Below are 14,995 nucleotides of genomic sequence, written 5' to 3'. Positions count from 1 at the left end.
CCCCAGTCAAGGCAAGGCCCCGACCTCCCCGCCCATCAAATCTCGACAAATTGTCTCGATTCGATGAACGGAGTGACCAGGGCCTCAGCTCATTTACCGCAGAACTCAGTTACCGCTCGAGTTCAGCGCTTCGGTCAGTGCAGCTTCCACTTCACTGGCGCTTACGCGCAACGGCTTGTCTGCATCACGGCGGCGCTTACGCTCGCTGTGATAGGCCAGGCCGGTACCCGCCGGGATCAGACGACCCACGACCACGTTTTCTTTCAGGCCGCGCAGGTAGTCGCGCTTGCCGGTAACCGCCGCCTCGGTCAGTACACGGGTGGTTTCCTGGAAGGAAGCCGCCGAGATGAACGATTCGGTGGACAACGACGCCTTGGTGATACCCAGCAGAACGCGAGTGAACTTGGAGACAAATTTGTCTTCGCCGCTCAAACGCTCGTTCTCTACCAGAACGTGAGTCAATTCCATCTGGTCGCCTTTGATGAAACTGGAATCGCCAGATTCAGCGATCTCAACTTTACGCAGCATCTGACGCAGGATGGTCTCGATGTGCTTGTCGTTGATCTTCACGCCTTGCAGACGGTAAACGTCCTGGATCTCGTTGACGATGTACTTGGCCAGCGCACTCACACCCAGCAGACGCAGGATGTCGTGTGGATCGCTTGGGCCGTCGGAGATAACTTCGCCGCGGTTTACCTGTTCGCCTTCGAACACGTTCAGGTGACGCCACTTCGGAATCAGCTCTTCGTACGGATCGCTACCGTCGTTCGGGGTAATAACCAGACGGCGCTTGCCCTTGGTTTCTTTACCGAACGCGATGGTGCCGCTGACTTCAGCCAGAATCGAGGCCTCTTTCGGACGACGAGCTTCGAACAAGTCGGCAACACGCGGCAGACCACCGGTGATGTCACGGGTCTTCGAAGTTTCTTGCGGAATACGAGCGATAACATCACCGATCGCGATCTTCGCGCCGTCCGCCACACCGACCAGGGCGTTGGCTGGCAGGAAGTACTGAGCGATAACGTCAGTGCCTGGCAGCAACAGATCCTTGCCGTTGTCATCAACCATCTTCACAGCAGGACGGATATCTTTACCGGCAGCTGGACGGTCTTTGGCGTCGAGTACTTCAATGTTGGTCATACCGGTCAATTCGTCAGTCTGACGCTTGATCGTGATGCCTTCTTCCATGCCCACGTAGGTCACGGTACCTTTCATTTCGGTAACGATCGGGTGAGTGTGCGGATCCCACTTGGCCACGATGGCCCCAGCGTCGACCTTGTCACCTTCCTTAACCGAAATTACCGCACCGTACGGCAGCTTGTAACGCTCGCGCTCACGACCGAAGTCATCAGCGATAGCCAGCTCACCGGAACGGGACACGGCAACCAGGTGACCGTCCACTCGCTCAACGTGTTTCAGGTTGTGCAGACGGACGGTACCGCCGTTCTTCACCTGAACGCTGTCGGCCGCGGAGGTCCGGCTTGCCGCACCACCGATGTGGAACGTACGCATCGTCAGCTGGGTACCCGGCTCACCGATGGACTGGGCAGCGATAACGCCGACCGCTTCACCGATGTTCACCTGATGACCACGAGCCAGGTCGCGACCGTAGCACTTGGCGCAGATACCGAAACGGGTTTCGCAGCTGATCGGCGAACGTACGATCACTTCATCGATGCTGTTGAGTTCGATGAACTCGACCCACTTCTCGTCGACCAGGGTGCCGGCAGGAACGATGACGTCCTCGGTACCTGGCTTGAATACGTCACGGGCGATAACACGACCCAATACGCGCTCACCCAACGGCTCTACAACGTCACCGCCTTCAATGTGCGGAGTCATCAGCAGGCCGTGTTCGGTGCCGCAATCGATCTCGGTTACAACCAGGTCTTGCGCCACGTCTACCAGACGACGAGTCAGGTAACCCGAGTTCGCCGTTTTCAACGCGGTATCCGCCAGACCTTTACGAGCACCGTGAGTGGAGATGAAGTACTGGAGTACGCTCAAACCTTCACGGAAGTTCGCGGTAATCGGCGTTTCAATGATGGAACCGTCCGGCTTGGCCATCAAACCACGCATACCGGCCAGCTGACGAATCTGTGCTGCGGAACCCCGCGCACCCGAGTCGGCCATCATGTACATCGAGTTGAAAGACTCTTGGTCGACTTCGACGCCATGACGGTCGATGACTTTCTCTTTCGAGAGGTTGGCCATCATCGCCTTGGAAACTTCGTCGTTCGCCTTGGACCAAAGGTCGATCACTTTGTTGTACTTCTCGCCCTGGGTTACCAGGCCGGAGGCGTACTGACTTTCGATCTCTTTCACTTCGTCGGTGGCTGCACCGATGATGCGGGCTTTCTCATCCGGGATAACGAAGTCGTTAACACCGATGGAAACGCCGGAAATGGTCGAATAGGCAAAACCGGTGTACATCAACTGGTCAGCGAAGATCACGGTCTCTTTCAGACCAACCACGCGGTAGCACTGGTTGATCAGCTTGGAGATCGCCTTTTTCTTCATCGGCAGGTTGACGACGTCGTACGACAGCCCTTTTGGCACAACCTGGAACAACAGCGCACGGCCGACAGTGGTGTCGACGATACGGGTGTTGGTCACGCTGCCGCCATCACGGTCGTTGACGGTTTCGTTGATCCGCACTTTGACCTTGGCGTGCAGTGCGGCTTCGCCGGCACGGAACACACGGTCAACTTCCTGCAGATCCGCGAACACGCGACCTTCGCCCTTGGCGTTGATCGCTTCACGCGTCATGTAGTACAGACCCAATACAACGTCCTGCGACGGAACGATGATTGGCTCACCGTTGGCTGGCGACAGAATGTTGTTGGTCGACATCATCAACGCACGCGCTTCCAACTGGGCTTCCAGTGTCAGCGGTACGTGCACGGCCATTTGGTCGCCGTCGAAGTCGGCGTTGTACGCGGCGCAGACCAGAGGGTGCAGCTGGATAGCCTTACCTTCGATCAGTACCGGTTCAAACGCCTGGATACCCAGACGGTGAAGGGTCGGTGCACGGTTGAGAAGAACCGGGTGTTCGCGAATCACTTCAGCGAGAACGTCCCAAACTTCTGGCAATTCGCGCTCGACCATCTTCTTGGCGGCTTTGATGGTGGTAGCGAGACCACGCATTTCCAGCTTGCCGAAAATGAACGGCTTGAACAGCTCGAGAGCCATCTTCTTCGGCAGACCGCACTGGTGCAGACGCAGGGTCGGACCTACGGTAATTACCGAACGGCCGGAGTAGTCAACACGCTTACCGAGCAAGTTCTGACGGAAACGACCTTGCTTACCCTTGATCATGTCAGCCAGGGATTTCAGAGGACGCTTGTTGGAACCGGTGATAGCGCGGCCACGACGACCGTTGTCGAGCAGTGCGTCGACGGCTTCCTGCAACATACGCTTTTCGTTGCGCACGATGATGTCCGGAGCGGACAGGTCCAGCAGGCGCTTCAAGCGGTTGTTACGGTTGATCACTCGACGATACAGATCGTTGAGGTCGGAAGTCGCGAAGCGACCGCCATCCAGCGGGACCAGTGGACGCAGATCTGGCGGCAGAACCGGCAGAACGGTCAGCACCATCCATTCTGGAAGGTTGCCGGAACCCTGGAAGGCCTCCATCAACTTCAGACGCTTGGACAGCTTCTTGATCTTGGTTTCGGAGTTGGTTTGCGGAATTTCTTCACGCAGACGGCCAATCTCGTGCTCCAGGTCGATAGCGTGCAGCAGTTCGCGGACAGCTTCGGCACCCATGCGGGCATCGAAATCGTCGCCGAACTCTTCCAGCGCTTCGAAGTACTGCTCATCGTTCAGCAGCTGGCCTTTTTCAAGGGTGGTCATGCCTGGATCGATAACGACATAGCTCTCGAAGTAGAGAACGCGTTCGATATCACGCAGGGTCATGTCCATCAGCAAACCGATACGGGACGGCAGCGATTTCAGGAACCAGATGTGGGCAACCGGCGAGGCCAGTTCGATGTGCGCCATGCGCTCACGACGAACTTTAGCCAGCGCGACTTCAACGCCGCACTTCTCGCAGATCACACCACGGTGCTTCAAGCGCTTGTACTTACCGCACAGGCACTCGTAATCCTTTACCGGGCCAAAGATCTTGGCGCAGAACAGGCCGTCACGCTCAGGTTTGAACGTACGGTAGTTAATGGTTTCCGGCTTTTTAACTTCGCCGAACGACCACGAACGGATCATCTCAGGCGACGCCAATCCGATACGGATGGCGTCGAACTCTTCGACTTGACCCTGGTTTTTCAGCAAATTCAGTAGGTCTTTCAAGGCCTTTCCTCCTGGCGGAGCAGAGAGCGGGCAGTGCTGCCCCGCTCTCGATTCGCGTCACGTGTTATTCGGTTTCCAGATCGATATCGATGCCGAGGGAACGAATTTCCTTGATCAACACGTTGAAGGACTCGGGCATGCCCGGCTCCATACGGTGATCGCCATCCACGATGTTCTTGTACATCTTGGTACGGCCGTTCACATCGTCCGACTTCACTGTGAGCATTTCTTGCAGAGTGTAAGCGGCACCGTATGCTTCCAGTGCCCAGACCTCCATCTCCCCGAAACGCTGACCACCGAACTGCGCCTTACCACCCAGCGGCTGCTGGGTAACCAGGCTGTACGAACCGGTAGAACGCGCGTGCATCTTGTCGTCTACCAAGTGGTTCAGCTTCAGCATGTACATGTAGCCAACGGTAACCGGGCGCTCGAACTTGTTGCCGGTACGGCCGTCGGTCAGCTGCATCTGGCCGCTTTCTGGCAGGTCTGCCAGTTTCAGCATGGCCTTGATTTCGCTTTCCTTGGCGCCGTCGAACACTGGAGTGGCCATTGGAACGCCGCCACGCAGGTTTTGAGCCAGGTCCAGGATTTCCTGGTCCGAGAAGTCATCGAGGCTTTCCTGACGACCGCCGATCTCGTTGTAGATCTCGTGCAGGAACTTACGCAGCTCGGCAACTTTGCGCTGCTCTTCAACCATGCGGTTGATCTTCTCGCCCAGACCTTTGGCCGCGAGGCCCAGGTGGGTTTCAAGGATCTGACCAACGTTCATACGCGAAGGTACGCCCAACGGGTTGAGGACAACGTCGACCGGGGTGCCATTGGCATCGTGCGGCATGTCTTCAACCGGCATGATCACGGAGACCACACCCTTGTTACCGTGACGACCGGCCATCTTGTCGCCCGGCTGGATGCGACGACGGATTGCCAGGTAAACCTTGACGATTTTCAGCACGCCTGGCGCCAGGTCATCGCCCTGCTGCAGTTTGCGCTTCTTGTCTTCGAACTTGTCGTCCAGCAGACGGCGACGATCAACGATGTAGGCCTGAGCCTTTTCGAGCTGCTCGTTCAGAGCATCTTCAGCCATGCGCAGTTTGAACCACTGGCCGTGCTCAAGACCGTCGAGCACTTCGTCGGTGATGTCCTGGCCTTTCTTCAGACCGGCGCCGCCTTCGGCTTTGTGGCCGACCAGAGCGGAGCGCAGACGTTCGAAAGTAGCACCTTCAACGATACGGAACTCTTCGTTGAGGTCCTTGCGGATCTCGTCCAGCTGGGACTTCTCGATCGACAGGGCACGCGCATCACGCTCAACGCCGTCGCGGGTGAAGACCTGTACGTCGATGACAGTACCTTTGGTACCGGTAGGTACACGCAGGGAGGTGTCTTTAACGTCGCTGGCTTTTTCACCGAAGATCGCACGCAGCAGTTTTTCTTCCGGAGTCAGTTGGGTCTCGCCTTTCGGAGTGACCTTACCCACCAGGATGTCGCCTGCGCCAACTTCAGCACCTACGTAAACGATACCGGCTTCGTCCAGCTTGTTCAGTGCGGCTTCACCCACGTTCGGGATGTCCGCAGTGATTTCCTCTGGGCCAAGCTTGGTGTCACGGGCCACACAGGTCAGTTCCTGAATGTGGATCGTGGTGAAACGGTCTTCTTGAACAACGCGTTCCGACAGGCAGATGGAGTCTTCGAAGTTGAAGCCATTCCATGCCATGAAGGCGATGCGCATGTTCTGACCCAGTGCCAGTTCACCCATGTCGGTGGACGGACCGTCGGCCATGATGTCGCTACGCTGAACCCGATCACCCTTACGCACCAGCGGACGCTGGTTGATGCAGGTGTTCTGGTTGGAGCGGGTGTACTTGGTCAGGTTGTAGATGTCGACACCGGCTTCACCGGTTTCAACTTCGTCATCGGCAACACGAACCACGATACGGCTGGCGTCGACGGAGTCGATCACGCCGCCACGACGAGCCACGACGCAAACGCCGGAGTCACGGGCTACGTTACGCTCCATGCCGGTACCTACCAGCGGCTTGTCAGCACGCAGGGTTGGTACAGCTTGACGCTGCATGTTCGAACCCATCAACGCACGGTTGGCGTCGTCGTGCTCGAGGAACGGAATCAGCGACGCTGCAACCGAAACTACCTGTTTCGGCGATACGTCCATCAAGGTGACGTCTTCCGGCGCCTTGACGGTGAATTCGTTCAAGTGACGAACAGCTACCAGCTCGTCGATCAGGACTTTCTTGTCGTTCATCGTGGCCGAAGCCTGGGCGATCACGTGATCAGCTTCTTCGATGGCGGACAGGAACACGATCTCGTCGGTGACCAGGGCGTCTTTCACCACGCGGTACGGGCTCTCGAGGAAGCCGTACTGGTTGGTGCGCGCATAGGCCGCCAGGGAGTTGATCAGACCGATGTTCGGACCTTCCGGCGTTTCGATCGGGCAAACACGACCGTAGTGCGTCGGGTGTACGTCACGAACTTCAAAGCCGGCACGCTCACGCGTCAGACCACCAGGGCCGAGTGCAGAGACACGACGCTTGTGGGTGATCTCGGACAGCGGGTTGTTCTGGTCCATGAACTGGGACAGCTGGCTGGAACCGAAGAACTCTTTCACCGCTGCAGCCACTGGCTTGGCGTTGATCAGGTCTTGCGGCATCAGGCCTTCGCTTTCAGCCATCGACAGGCGCTCTTTGACCGCACGCTCAACACGTACCAGGCCAACGCGGAACTGGTTCTCGGCCATTTCGCCTACGCAGCGAACACGACGGTTACCCAGGTGGTCGATGTCATCGACGATGCCTTTACCGTTACGGATGTCGACCAGGGTCTTCAGTACCGCGACGATGTCTTCCTTGCACAGCACGCCCGAACCTTCGATCTCGGTACGACCGATACGACGGTTGAACTTCATCCGGCCGACCGCAGACAGGTCATAGCGCTCAGGGCTGAAGAACAGGTTGTTGAACAGGGTCTCTGCAGCGTCTTTGGTTGGCGGCTCGCCAGGACGCATCATGCGATAGATCTCGACCAGCGCTTCCAGTTGGTTGCTGGTGGAGTCGATCTTCAGTGTGTCGGAGACGAACGGACCGCAGTCGATATCGTTGGTGTACAGAGTTTCGATGCGAACAACGCCGGCCTTGGCGATTTTCGCCAGGATCTCGGTGTTCAGCTCGGTGTTGCACTCTGCCAGGATTTCGCCGGTGGCCGGGTGCACGATGACCTTGGCGGTTGTGCGACCCAGGACGTAGTCCAGCGGCACATCCAGCTCTTTGATCCCGGCTTTTTCCAGCTGGTTGATGTGGCGAGCGGTAATACGACGACCCTGCTCGACAATAACCTTGCCTTTGTCGTCCTGGATATCGAGGACAGCGATTTCACCGCGCAGGCGCTGAGGCACCAGTTCCAGGCTCAGGGTCTCGCCCTTCACGTGGAATACGTTGGTGGTGTAGAACGCGTCCAGCACTTCTTCAGTGGTATAGCCCAGCGCGCGCAGCAGTACCGATGCAGGCAGCTTGCGACGACGGTCGATACGCACGAATACGCAGTCTTTCGGGTCGAACTCGAAGTCCAGCCACGAACCGCGGTAAGGAATGATGCGCGCGGAGTACAGCAGTTTACCGGAGCTGTGCGTCTTGCCACGGTCGTGGTCGAAGAACACGCCAGGGGAACGGTGCAACTGGGAAACGATTACACGCTCGGTACCGTTGATTACGAAGGTACCGTTCTCAGTCATCAGGGGGATTTCACCCATGTAGACTTCTTGCTCTTTGATGTCCTTGATCGCTTTGTTCGACGATTCTTTGTCGAAAATGATCAGGCGCACTTTTACCCGCAAAGGTACGGCGTAAGTTACACCGCGCAATACGCATTCTTTGACATCAAATGCCGGTTCGCCCAAGCGATAACCGACGTACTCCAGCGCAGCATTGCCGGAGTAGCTGATGATCGGGAAAACGGATTTGAAGGCCGCATGCAGGCCCACGTCGCGGAACTGATCTTTAGTCGCTCCCGCTTGCAAGAATTCACGATACGAATCCAGCTGGATGGCCAGGAGGTAAGGCACATCCATGACGTCCGGCAACTTGCTAAAGTCCTTGCGGATACGTTTTTTCTCAGTATATGAGTAAGCCATCAGCGTTCCCCAGCTTGGTCACCTGCTTGTTTGGCCCCTCCCGACGGGAGCGACCAGAAAATCGTGCAAACCCCATGGTTTGCGCCACCGCATCGGGTGGTTACAGCTCGTTACCGGCACCGACCCAGTCGGCTGCCAATAACGGAAAAAGGCCGGTGGCAAGAGCCACCAGCCATCAGCCTGTCGCTTAACGCTCGGGCTGGAGACGCAAGGTCGGAGCTTACTTCAGCTCGACTTTAGCGCCTGCTTCTTCCAGAGTTGCTTTGGCTTTGTCAGCTGCGTCTTTGGCAACAGCTTCCAGAACCATGGCAGGAGCGCCGTCAACTACAGCCTTGGCTTCTTTCAGGCCCAGACCGGTCAGTTCACGTACTGCCTTGATCACGTTAACTTTCTTCTCGCCAGCTTCGGTCAGCATGACGTTGAATTCAGTTTGCTCTTCAACAACGGCGGCAGCAGCGGCAGGACCTGCCGATGCAGCAGCAGCGGTAACGCCGAATTTTTCTTCGAAAGCTTTGATCAGCTCAACAACTTCCATTACGGACATGTTGCCAACTGCTTCAAGGATATCGTTCTGAGAGATAGACATGAATCTAATTCCTGATATTGGGGACGGCCTACGCGACCATCGAAAAAAACAAAAAACGCGAGAAGTTGACGAGCCTTAGGCTGCAGCAGCTTCTTTCTGGTCGCGAATTGCCGCCAGGGTACGAGCCAATTTGCTGGTAGCGCCTTGAATCACGCTCATCAGCTGAGAAATTGCTTCGTCACGGGTCGGCAGAGTTGCCAGTACGTCGATTTGGTTAGCTGCGAGGAACTTGCCCTCGAACGCAGCTGCCTTGATCTCGAACTTGTCCTGACCCTTTGCGAACTCTTTGAAGATCCGGGCAGCAGCGCCTGGATGTTCCTTGGAGAAGGCAATCAGGGTAGGGCCAGTGAACGTGTCGTTGAGAACACTGAATTCAGTGTCAGCAACGGCGCGCTTGAGCAGGGTGTTACGTACGACACGTACGTAAACGCCAGCTTCACGAGCCTCTTTACGGAGTCCGGTCATCGCGCCTACTGTTACGCCACGGGCATCAGCCACGACAGCGGACAGAGCGACTTTGGCAGCCTCGTTGACTTCAGCGACGATGGCCTTCTTGTCTTCGAGTTTAATTGCCACGGGTTTAACTCCTGCTTGTTACCGTTTCATTCGATCGAAACCGAATGTCGTTTTGGTGTCTGATTCGGTAAGGAACCGGGAGCACCATCTGCGTAGGCTTGTGGTTTAAGACTTGCGTCGCCTACGGTCTTGGATAGCCCCCGCCAGGCAGGGACCCCAATTTTTCAATTGGCGCAATCACTTGCGCCAATCTGTGTCTTACGCGTCGAGCGAGCTTTGGTCGATGACCAGACCTGGGCCCATAGTGGTGCTCAGGGTAACGCGCTTGACGTAGATGCCTTTCGAGGAAGCTGGCTTGATACGCTTCAGGTCAGCGATCAGGGCTTCAACGTTTTCCTTCAGCTTGACGGCGTCGAAGCCGATCTTGCCAACGGAAGTGTGGATGATGCCGTTTTTGTCGGTGCGATAACGAACCTGACCAGCCTTGGCGTTTTTAACCGCGGTAGCTACGTCTGGGGTTACGGTGCCAACTTTAGGGTTAGGCATCAGGCCACGTGGACCGAGGATCTGACCCAGCTGACCTACAACGCGCATGGCATCCGGGGATGCGATCACTACGTCGTAGTTCAGGTCGCCGCCTTTCATTTCGGCAGCCAGGTCGTCCATGCCTACACGGTCAGCGCCGGCAGCCAGAGCGGCTTCAGCAGCAGGACCCTGGGTGAACACGGCAACGCGAACGGTCTTGCCAGTGCCGTGCGGCAGCACAGTAGCGCTACGAACGACCTGGTCGGATTTACGTGGGTCAACGCCCAGGTTTACAGCAACGTCGAACGACTCGCTGAACTTGACAGTCGACAGCTCAGCCAGCAGAGCAGCGGCGTCTACAAAGTTGTAGGCCTTGCCTGCTTCGATTTTGCCGGCGATAGCCTTTTGACGCTTGGTCAGCTTAGCCATTACACACCCTCCACGTTAAGGCCCATGCTACGAGCAGAACCGGCGATAGTACGCACGGCTGCTTCCATATCAGCTGCAGTCAGATCCGCGTTTTTGGTTTTCGCGATTTCTTCCAGCTGAGCACGGGTTACAGTGCCAACCTTAACGGTGTTCGGACGAGCGGAACCGCTGGTCAGACCGGCCGCCTTCTTCAGCAGAACCGAAGCAGGGGTGGATTTGGTTTCGAACGTGAAGCTACGGTCGCTGTAGACAGTGATGATCACTGGAGTCGGCAGACCTGGCTCAAGACCCTGAGTACGGGCGTTGAAAGCCTTGCAGAATTCCATGATGTTCACGCCGTGCTGACCCAGAGCAGGACCAACAGGTGGGCTTGGGTTAGCCTGAGCGGCCTTCACTTGCAGCTTGATGTAAGCGGTAATCTTCTTGGCCATGAGGCACTCCAATTACGGGTTCAAACGCCTCGAAAGGCTCCCCGGTTACTTGCGCGTTTATCCCAGTGACGACAAAACCCCACAGCCTAAGGCTGCGGGGTTGGGATGCTTGCTCAGCTAGACCTTTTCGACCTGACTGAACTCCAACTCTACCGGGGTAGAGCGTCCGAAAATGAGCACCGCGACCTGGATCCGGCTCTTTTCGTAGTTGACCTCTTCGACCGTGCCGGTGAAATCGGCAAACGGACCGTCGTTGACACGTACCGACTCGCCCGGCTCGAACAACGTCTTCGGCTTAGGCTTGTCGCTACCGTCGGCGACGCGACGCAGAATCGCTTCTGCCTCTTTATCGGTAATCGGTGCCGGCTTATCAGCAGTACCGCCGATAAAGCCCATCACACGAGGAGTATCCTTGACCAAGTGCCAAGTACCCTCGTTCATATCCATCTGGACCAGCACATAACCAGGGAAGAACTTGCGCTCGCTTTTGCGCTTCTGGCCATTACGCATTTCAACCACTTCTTCAGTGGGAACCAGAATTTCGCCGAAGCCATCTTCCATGCCAGCCAGCTTTACGCGCTCGATCAGCGAGCGCATTACATGCTTCTCGTAACCGGAGTAAGCATGCACAACGTACCAACGCTTAGCCACGGGACACCCTTAGCCGACAATCAAGGAAACAAGCCAGCCGAGCAGGGAATCGAGCCCCCACAACAGCAACGCCATAACCAGGACAACAGCCACAACGATCAACGTGGTCTGCGTGGTTTCTTGGCGAGTTGGCCATACGACTTTACGAATTTCGGTGCGCGCTTCCTTAACCAGTACAAAGAAAGACTTGCCCTTGACTGTCTGCAGGCCTACAAAGGCAGCTACGACAGCAATAACAAGCAAAGCGAGTACGCGGTACAGGATCGGCGAAGCAGAGTAATACTGATTGCCAACAACGCCAACAACCACCAAAGCGACTACTACAAGCCACTTGAGGAGGTCGAAACGAGAGCCTTGAGCTTCAGCTTTAGGAGTCATCTATGAAGATCCTGTGAAAAGAAAGCCAGACACACCGAGTGAATCTGGCAGGTCAGGAGGGAATCGAACCCCCAACCTACGGTTTTGGAGACCGTCGCTCTGCCAATTGAGCTACTGACCTAAAACAAAATCAGGCCGACCATTATGCAGACCTGAAAAAGACTTTACAACCACTTGCTAGGCGACCCGACCGAAACACCCCTACTCACAAGAGAAAGAACCCTCAGAGCCACAACGGGGCGCAGCCTTAGCCGCCTAAAACAAAGGCAGATATTTGCATATCTGCCTTTTGTATGGAGCTCTTGAGCGGATTTGAACCGCTGACCTCACCCTTACCAAGGGTGTGCTCTACCAACTGAGCTACAAGAGCGTAACACTGTGCAAAACCTGCAAACTTGGAGCGGGTAGCGGGAATCGAACCCGCATCATCAGCTTGGAAGGCTGAGGTTCTACCACTAAACTATACCCGCGAGGCTTGCAGCTCTCGCTAAAAATGGTGGAGGGGGAAGGATTCGAACCTTCGAAGTCGTAGACGTCAGATTTACAGTCTGATCCCTTTGGCCGCTCGGGAACCCCTCCTAAGCGAGCCGGCATTCTACATCATGCCAGCCTTCTGTCAAGCATTTTTCTCATTAAAATCCTGAGCTTATCTGCGTTGACCTCGCTTCACTTCGTTGACCGCTTTAGGTCTTCGCTGTGGAGCGGGCGCCATTCTATGCAAACTATTCGGTGGGTGCAACCCCCCCACAAGGCATTATTTTATGTTTTAACTCATTGAATTCTCTAGAAAGGTTTATCAGCTGCAAGTCATCCAGCCAACGCTTGCTTTCAGGAGCCACTCGAACCCAGTACGCCGGGGGTTCAGCCGGACTAGCAGGCAGCGATTGATATTTCACGCCCATGCCCGTCAACCTGCGCTCGAGCCCCTTCTCGACGTCCTGACTTACAAATCCACCCAGATAAAGGCATTCAGCCTCTGCCTGCGCCACCTTCCCTTTATCCTTGGCCGTATCCGTCGCCTCGCTCAAGAGACGAATGTCCTGCTGAGAGCCGCGATACAGACTCAAAGGCGTTACGTCCTTGGCACGCAGAGGCGCCTCCTGTTGATGCCAGATGTAATAAAACACATTGAGAACGAGCAGCAGCAGAAACAACCAACGCATAAAGACCTCAAGACAAAGGGCATGCCATCGCCAAGCCAACGAACACCAGATCGGGGACCACCCGGGCCTCAGGCACTATCTCGGACACCAACGACGCATCACCACCGGTGAGGAACACCGTAAAGTTCTCCCCCCAATAACCCCGCGCCATCTCCAGCTGCGTCAGCACAAATCCGCGAAGCATCAACAGGCACCCACGCTCAACCGCTTCGACCGTTGTGCGCCCCGGAACAAGACGTTCCAAAGCGCGCTCAGCCGCAAGATCTCCGTAACGAATCTTGCGGGTATGGGTGCGCAGTTGGTTTCGCATCAACGGCATCCCAGGGCATATGAACCCACCCAGATGCTCACCATCCCCGGCAACGAAGTCCGCGGTCACCGCAGTACCGAAATCAAGCACCAGGCACGCGCCAGAAGCCAGATGAAACCCTCCGAGCAGCGCCAACCAGCGATCAAGACCGAGCCGCTCAAATTCTTCATAGCCATTACGAACACCGGCCATTTCCTCGACTGGAGCGGCACAGACCACCGAAATATGGAAGGCAGCCTTCAGCCGGGCGATCAATTCCCCGGTCTCTTCGGCAGTCCTGACACTCACCAGCCGACAGAACTTCAACGCAAGGCCCTCAACCCCCTTCACACCCTCGAGCAATGCCAGGTCGGAATCGACTACTCCCTCCCCCACCACCTGACGGGCGTCCGCCTTGAGCACACGCCACTTGATGAAACTATTTCCGCAGTCGAGCTCAAGAATCATGACGCAACCTCAGGCTCAGCTCACCGCCACTGAAGACTTTCTCCACACCACCCACCTTCAAGCGCAGCGCACCCTGACTATCGATACCCAGCACTTCGCCATCTATTTGGTTTGCACCCGCGATCAACGACACCGCACGCCCCTGCCACAGGTGATGCTGCTCCCACTCAGCCTGGATCGCCGAAAATCCATCGGCCTGGTGGCGAGCCAAGTATTTGTGAAGCATTTCACCCAGCGCCGCGACCAGGCGATTGCGATCAAACGCCTTGCCCGACTCCAGGCGCATGGACGTCCATTGCTGGTCGACTTCGTCGGTCATCTGCATGTTTACATTAATTCCGACACCCAGCACCACGTGACAGACGTCGGCAGGATCCCCGACCAGCTCAAGCAGTATTCCGGCAATTTTCTTCTGCCCTACCAGGACATCATTGGGCCATTTCAACCCCACCCCGGGAACCCCAAGCTCACGCAAGGCCTGCATGACGGCGAGCCCCACTACAAGGCTCAAGCCCTCCAGCTGGCGCATACCGCCCTCAACCCGCAACACCAGGCTGTAATAGACATTCTCCGCGAATGGACTGACCCACTTGCGCCCTCGCCGCCCGCGCCCGGCAGTTTGCCGCTCGGCAAGCACCAGAAAAGGCGCAGCCTGGTGTCGCTCGATGGCGCGCAGGGCTTCAGCATTGGTGGAGTCAATAGAGTCGAAGACCAGGACCGGCCAATTAGACGTGGGAGACAGTCGCCCTATCTCCGCAGGATCAAGCAACGTCAACGGTGCGGCCAATTGATAGCCGCGCCCCCGAACCTTGTGTATGGACAACCCCAGCTCAGCCTCAAGATGCTGAAGCTGCTTCCACACAGCACTGCGACTGATGCCCAAGGCAGCGCCCAATGCCTGACCCGAATGGAATCGGCCATCCTTAAGAAGCTTTAACAACGTCAGCATGCAAGTCTCGCCTCACAATGAGGCCCGCATGATAGCCACGCCCCGAGCCGTTGCATAGAAACCCGAACAGACAGATTTTCCAGCGGACAAAAACAAAACCCCTACCTGCATGCGCAGATAGGGGTTTTGGAATTTAATCTTGACGATGACCTACTCTCACATGGGGA

11 protein-coding genes and 4 tRNA genes are annotated in these 14,995 nt (G+C 56.4%); all 15 read right to left on the bottom strand.

All coding sequences use genetic code 11. From position 1 onward, the window contains the following. Window positions 1-105 precede the first annotated feature (105 nt). A complete protein-coding gene (rpoC, locus tag QLG10_RS15695; protein ID WP_008065703.1) occupies window positions 106-4,305 on the bottom strand; it encodes a DNA-directed RNA polymerase subunit beta' in 4,200 nt (1,399 codons plus the stop codon). A 64-nt stretch (window positions 4,306-4,369) separates the two neighbouring features. After that, window positions 4,370-8,443: a DNA-directed RNA polymerase subunit beta gene (rpoB, locus tag QLG10_RS15690; protein ID WP_008018199.1), complete on the bottom strand. Its 4,074-nt coding sequence runs from the start codon at window positions 8,441-8,443 to the stop codon at window positions 4,370-4,372. 220 nt (window positions 8,444-8,663) lie between these two features. Next, the gene (rplL, locus tag QLG10_RS15685; RefSeq protein WP_034148078.1) at window positions 8,664-9,029 is read right to left on the bottom strand and encodes a 50S ribosomal protein L7/L12; all 366 of its coding nucleotides are present in this window, start codon (window positions 9,027-9,029) and stop codon (window positions 8,664-8,666) included. 75 nt (window positions 9,030-9,104) lie between these two features. After that, complete coding sequence (gene rplJ / locus QLG10_RS15680) at window positions 9,105-9,605, bottom strand: 50S ribosomal protein L10 (protein ID WP_110755008.1); 501 nt, start codon at window positions 9,603-9,605, stop codon at window positions 9,105-9,107. Window positions 9,606-9,803: 198 nt separating this feature from the next. Beyond that, complete coding sequence (gene rplA / locus QLG10_RS15675) at window positions 9,804-10,499, bottom strand: 50S ribosomal protein L1 (protein WP_003186095.1); 696 nt, start codon at window positions 10,497-10,499, stop codon at window positions 9,804-9,806. Next, complete coding sequence (rplK, locus tag QLG10_RS15670; protein WP_007933726.1) at window positions 10,499-10,930, bottom strand: 50S ribosomal protein L11; 432 nt, start codon at window positions 10,928-10,930, stop codon at window positions 10,499-10,501. The genes rplA and rplK overlap by 1 nt, the downstream gene beginning before the upstream one ends. Before the next feature lie 117 nt (window positions 10,931-11,047). Further along, entirely contained in the window at window positions 11,048-11,581 is a 534-nt protein-coding gene (gene nusG / locus QLG10_RS15665; protein WP_007933727.1) for a transcription termination/antitermination protein NusG, read from the bottom strand. 9 nt (window positions 11,582-11,590) lie between these two features. Continuing rightward, window positions 11,591-11,959 (bottom strand): preprotein translocase subunit SecE, encoded by a 369-nt coding sequence (gene secE, locus QLG10_RS15660; RefSeq protein WP_192345266.1) that lies wholly within the window; start codon window positions 11,957-11,959, stop codon window positions 11,591-11,593. Between the two features lie 45 nt (window positions 11,960-12,004). Further along, window positions 12,005-12,080: transfer RNA gene (locus QLG10_RS15655), tRNA-Trp, on the bottom strand. Between the two features lie 173 nt (window positions 12,081-12,253). Continuing rightward, window positions 12,254-12,329, bottom strand: a tRNA-Thr gene (locus QLG10_RS15650). A gap of 26 nt (window positions 12,330-12,355) precedes the next feature. Continuing rightward, window positions 12,356-12,429, bottom strand: a tRNA-Gly gene (locus tag QLG10_RS15645). A gap of 24 nt (window positions 12,430-12,453) precedes the next feature. Continuing rightward, window positions 12,454-12,538, bottom strand: a tRNA-Tyr gene (locus QLG10_RS15640). Window positions 12,539-12,681: 143 nt separating this feature from the next. Then, complete coding sequence (locus QLG10_RS15635; RefSeq protein WP_110755009.1) at window positions 12,682-13,122, bottom strand: hypothetical protein; 441 nt, start codon at window positions 13,120-13,122, stop codon at window positions 12,682-12,684. Window positions 13,123-13,129: 7 nt separating this feature from the next. Then, window positions 13,130-13,879 carry a pantothenate kinase gene (locus tag QLG10_RS15630; RefSeq protein WP_110755010.1) on the bottom strand — a complete coding sequence of 250 codons (750 nt, stop codon included), beginning with the start codon at window positions 13,877-13,879 and terminating at the stop codon, window positions 13,130-13,132. Then, window positions 13,869-14,828, bottom strand: a complete 960-nt coding sequence (birA, locus tag QLG10_RS15625) for a bifunctional biotin--[acetyl-CoA-carboxylase] ligase/biotin operon repressor BirA (protein ID WP_110755011.1) — start codon at window positions 14,826-14,828, stop codon at window positions 13,869-13,871. Before birA ends, QLG10_RS15630 begins: the two co-directional genes overlap by 11 nt. Between the last annotated feature and the right edge of the window lie 167 nt (window positions 14,829-14,995).

This window comes from Pseudomonas sp. V98_8 (assembly GCF_029967975.1).
GTDB classification, from domain to species: Bacteria; Pseudomonadota; Gammaproteobacteria; order Pseudomonadales; family Pseudomonadaceae; genus Aquipseudomonas; species Aquipseudomonas umsongensis.
This window is presented reverse-complemented; position numbering and strand designations above follow the sequence as displayed.

Excerpts from the sequence above, each read along its gene's own strand:
- QLG10_RS15630 (WP_110755010.1), bottom strand. The coding sequence starts at position 13,879 with ATGATTCTTGAGCTCGACTGCGGAAATAGTTTCATCAAGTGGCGTGTG.
- rplL (WP_034148078.1), bottom strand. The coding sequence starts at position 9,029 with ATGTCTATCTCTCAGAACGATATCCTTGAAGCAGTTGGCAACATGTCC.
- birA (WP_110755011.1), bottom strand. The coding sequence starts at position 14,828 with ATGCTGACGTTGTTAAAGCTTCTTAAGGATGGCCGATTCCATTCGGGT.
- rplA (WP_003186095.1), bottom strand. The coding sequence starts at position 10,499 with ATGGCTAAGCTGACCAAGCGTCAAAAGGCTATCGCCGGCAAAATCGAA.
- QLG10_RS15635 (WP_110755009.1), bottom strand. The coding sequence starts at position 13,122 with ATGCGTTGGTTGTTTCTGCTGCTGCTCGTTCTCAATGTGTTTTATTAC.
- secE (WP_192345266.1), bottom strand. The coding sequence starts at position 11,959 with ATGACTCCTAAAGCTGAAGCTCAAGGCTCTCGTTTCGACCTCCTCAAG.
- rpoB (WP_008018199.1), bottom strand. The coding sequence starts at position 8,443 with ATGGCTTACTCATATACTGAGAAAAAACGTATCCGCAAGGACTTTAGC.
- rplK (WP_007933726.1), bottom strand. The coding sequence starts at position 10,930 with ATGGCCAAGAAGATTACCGCTTACATCAAGCTGCAAGTGAAGGCCGCT.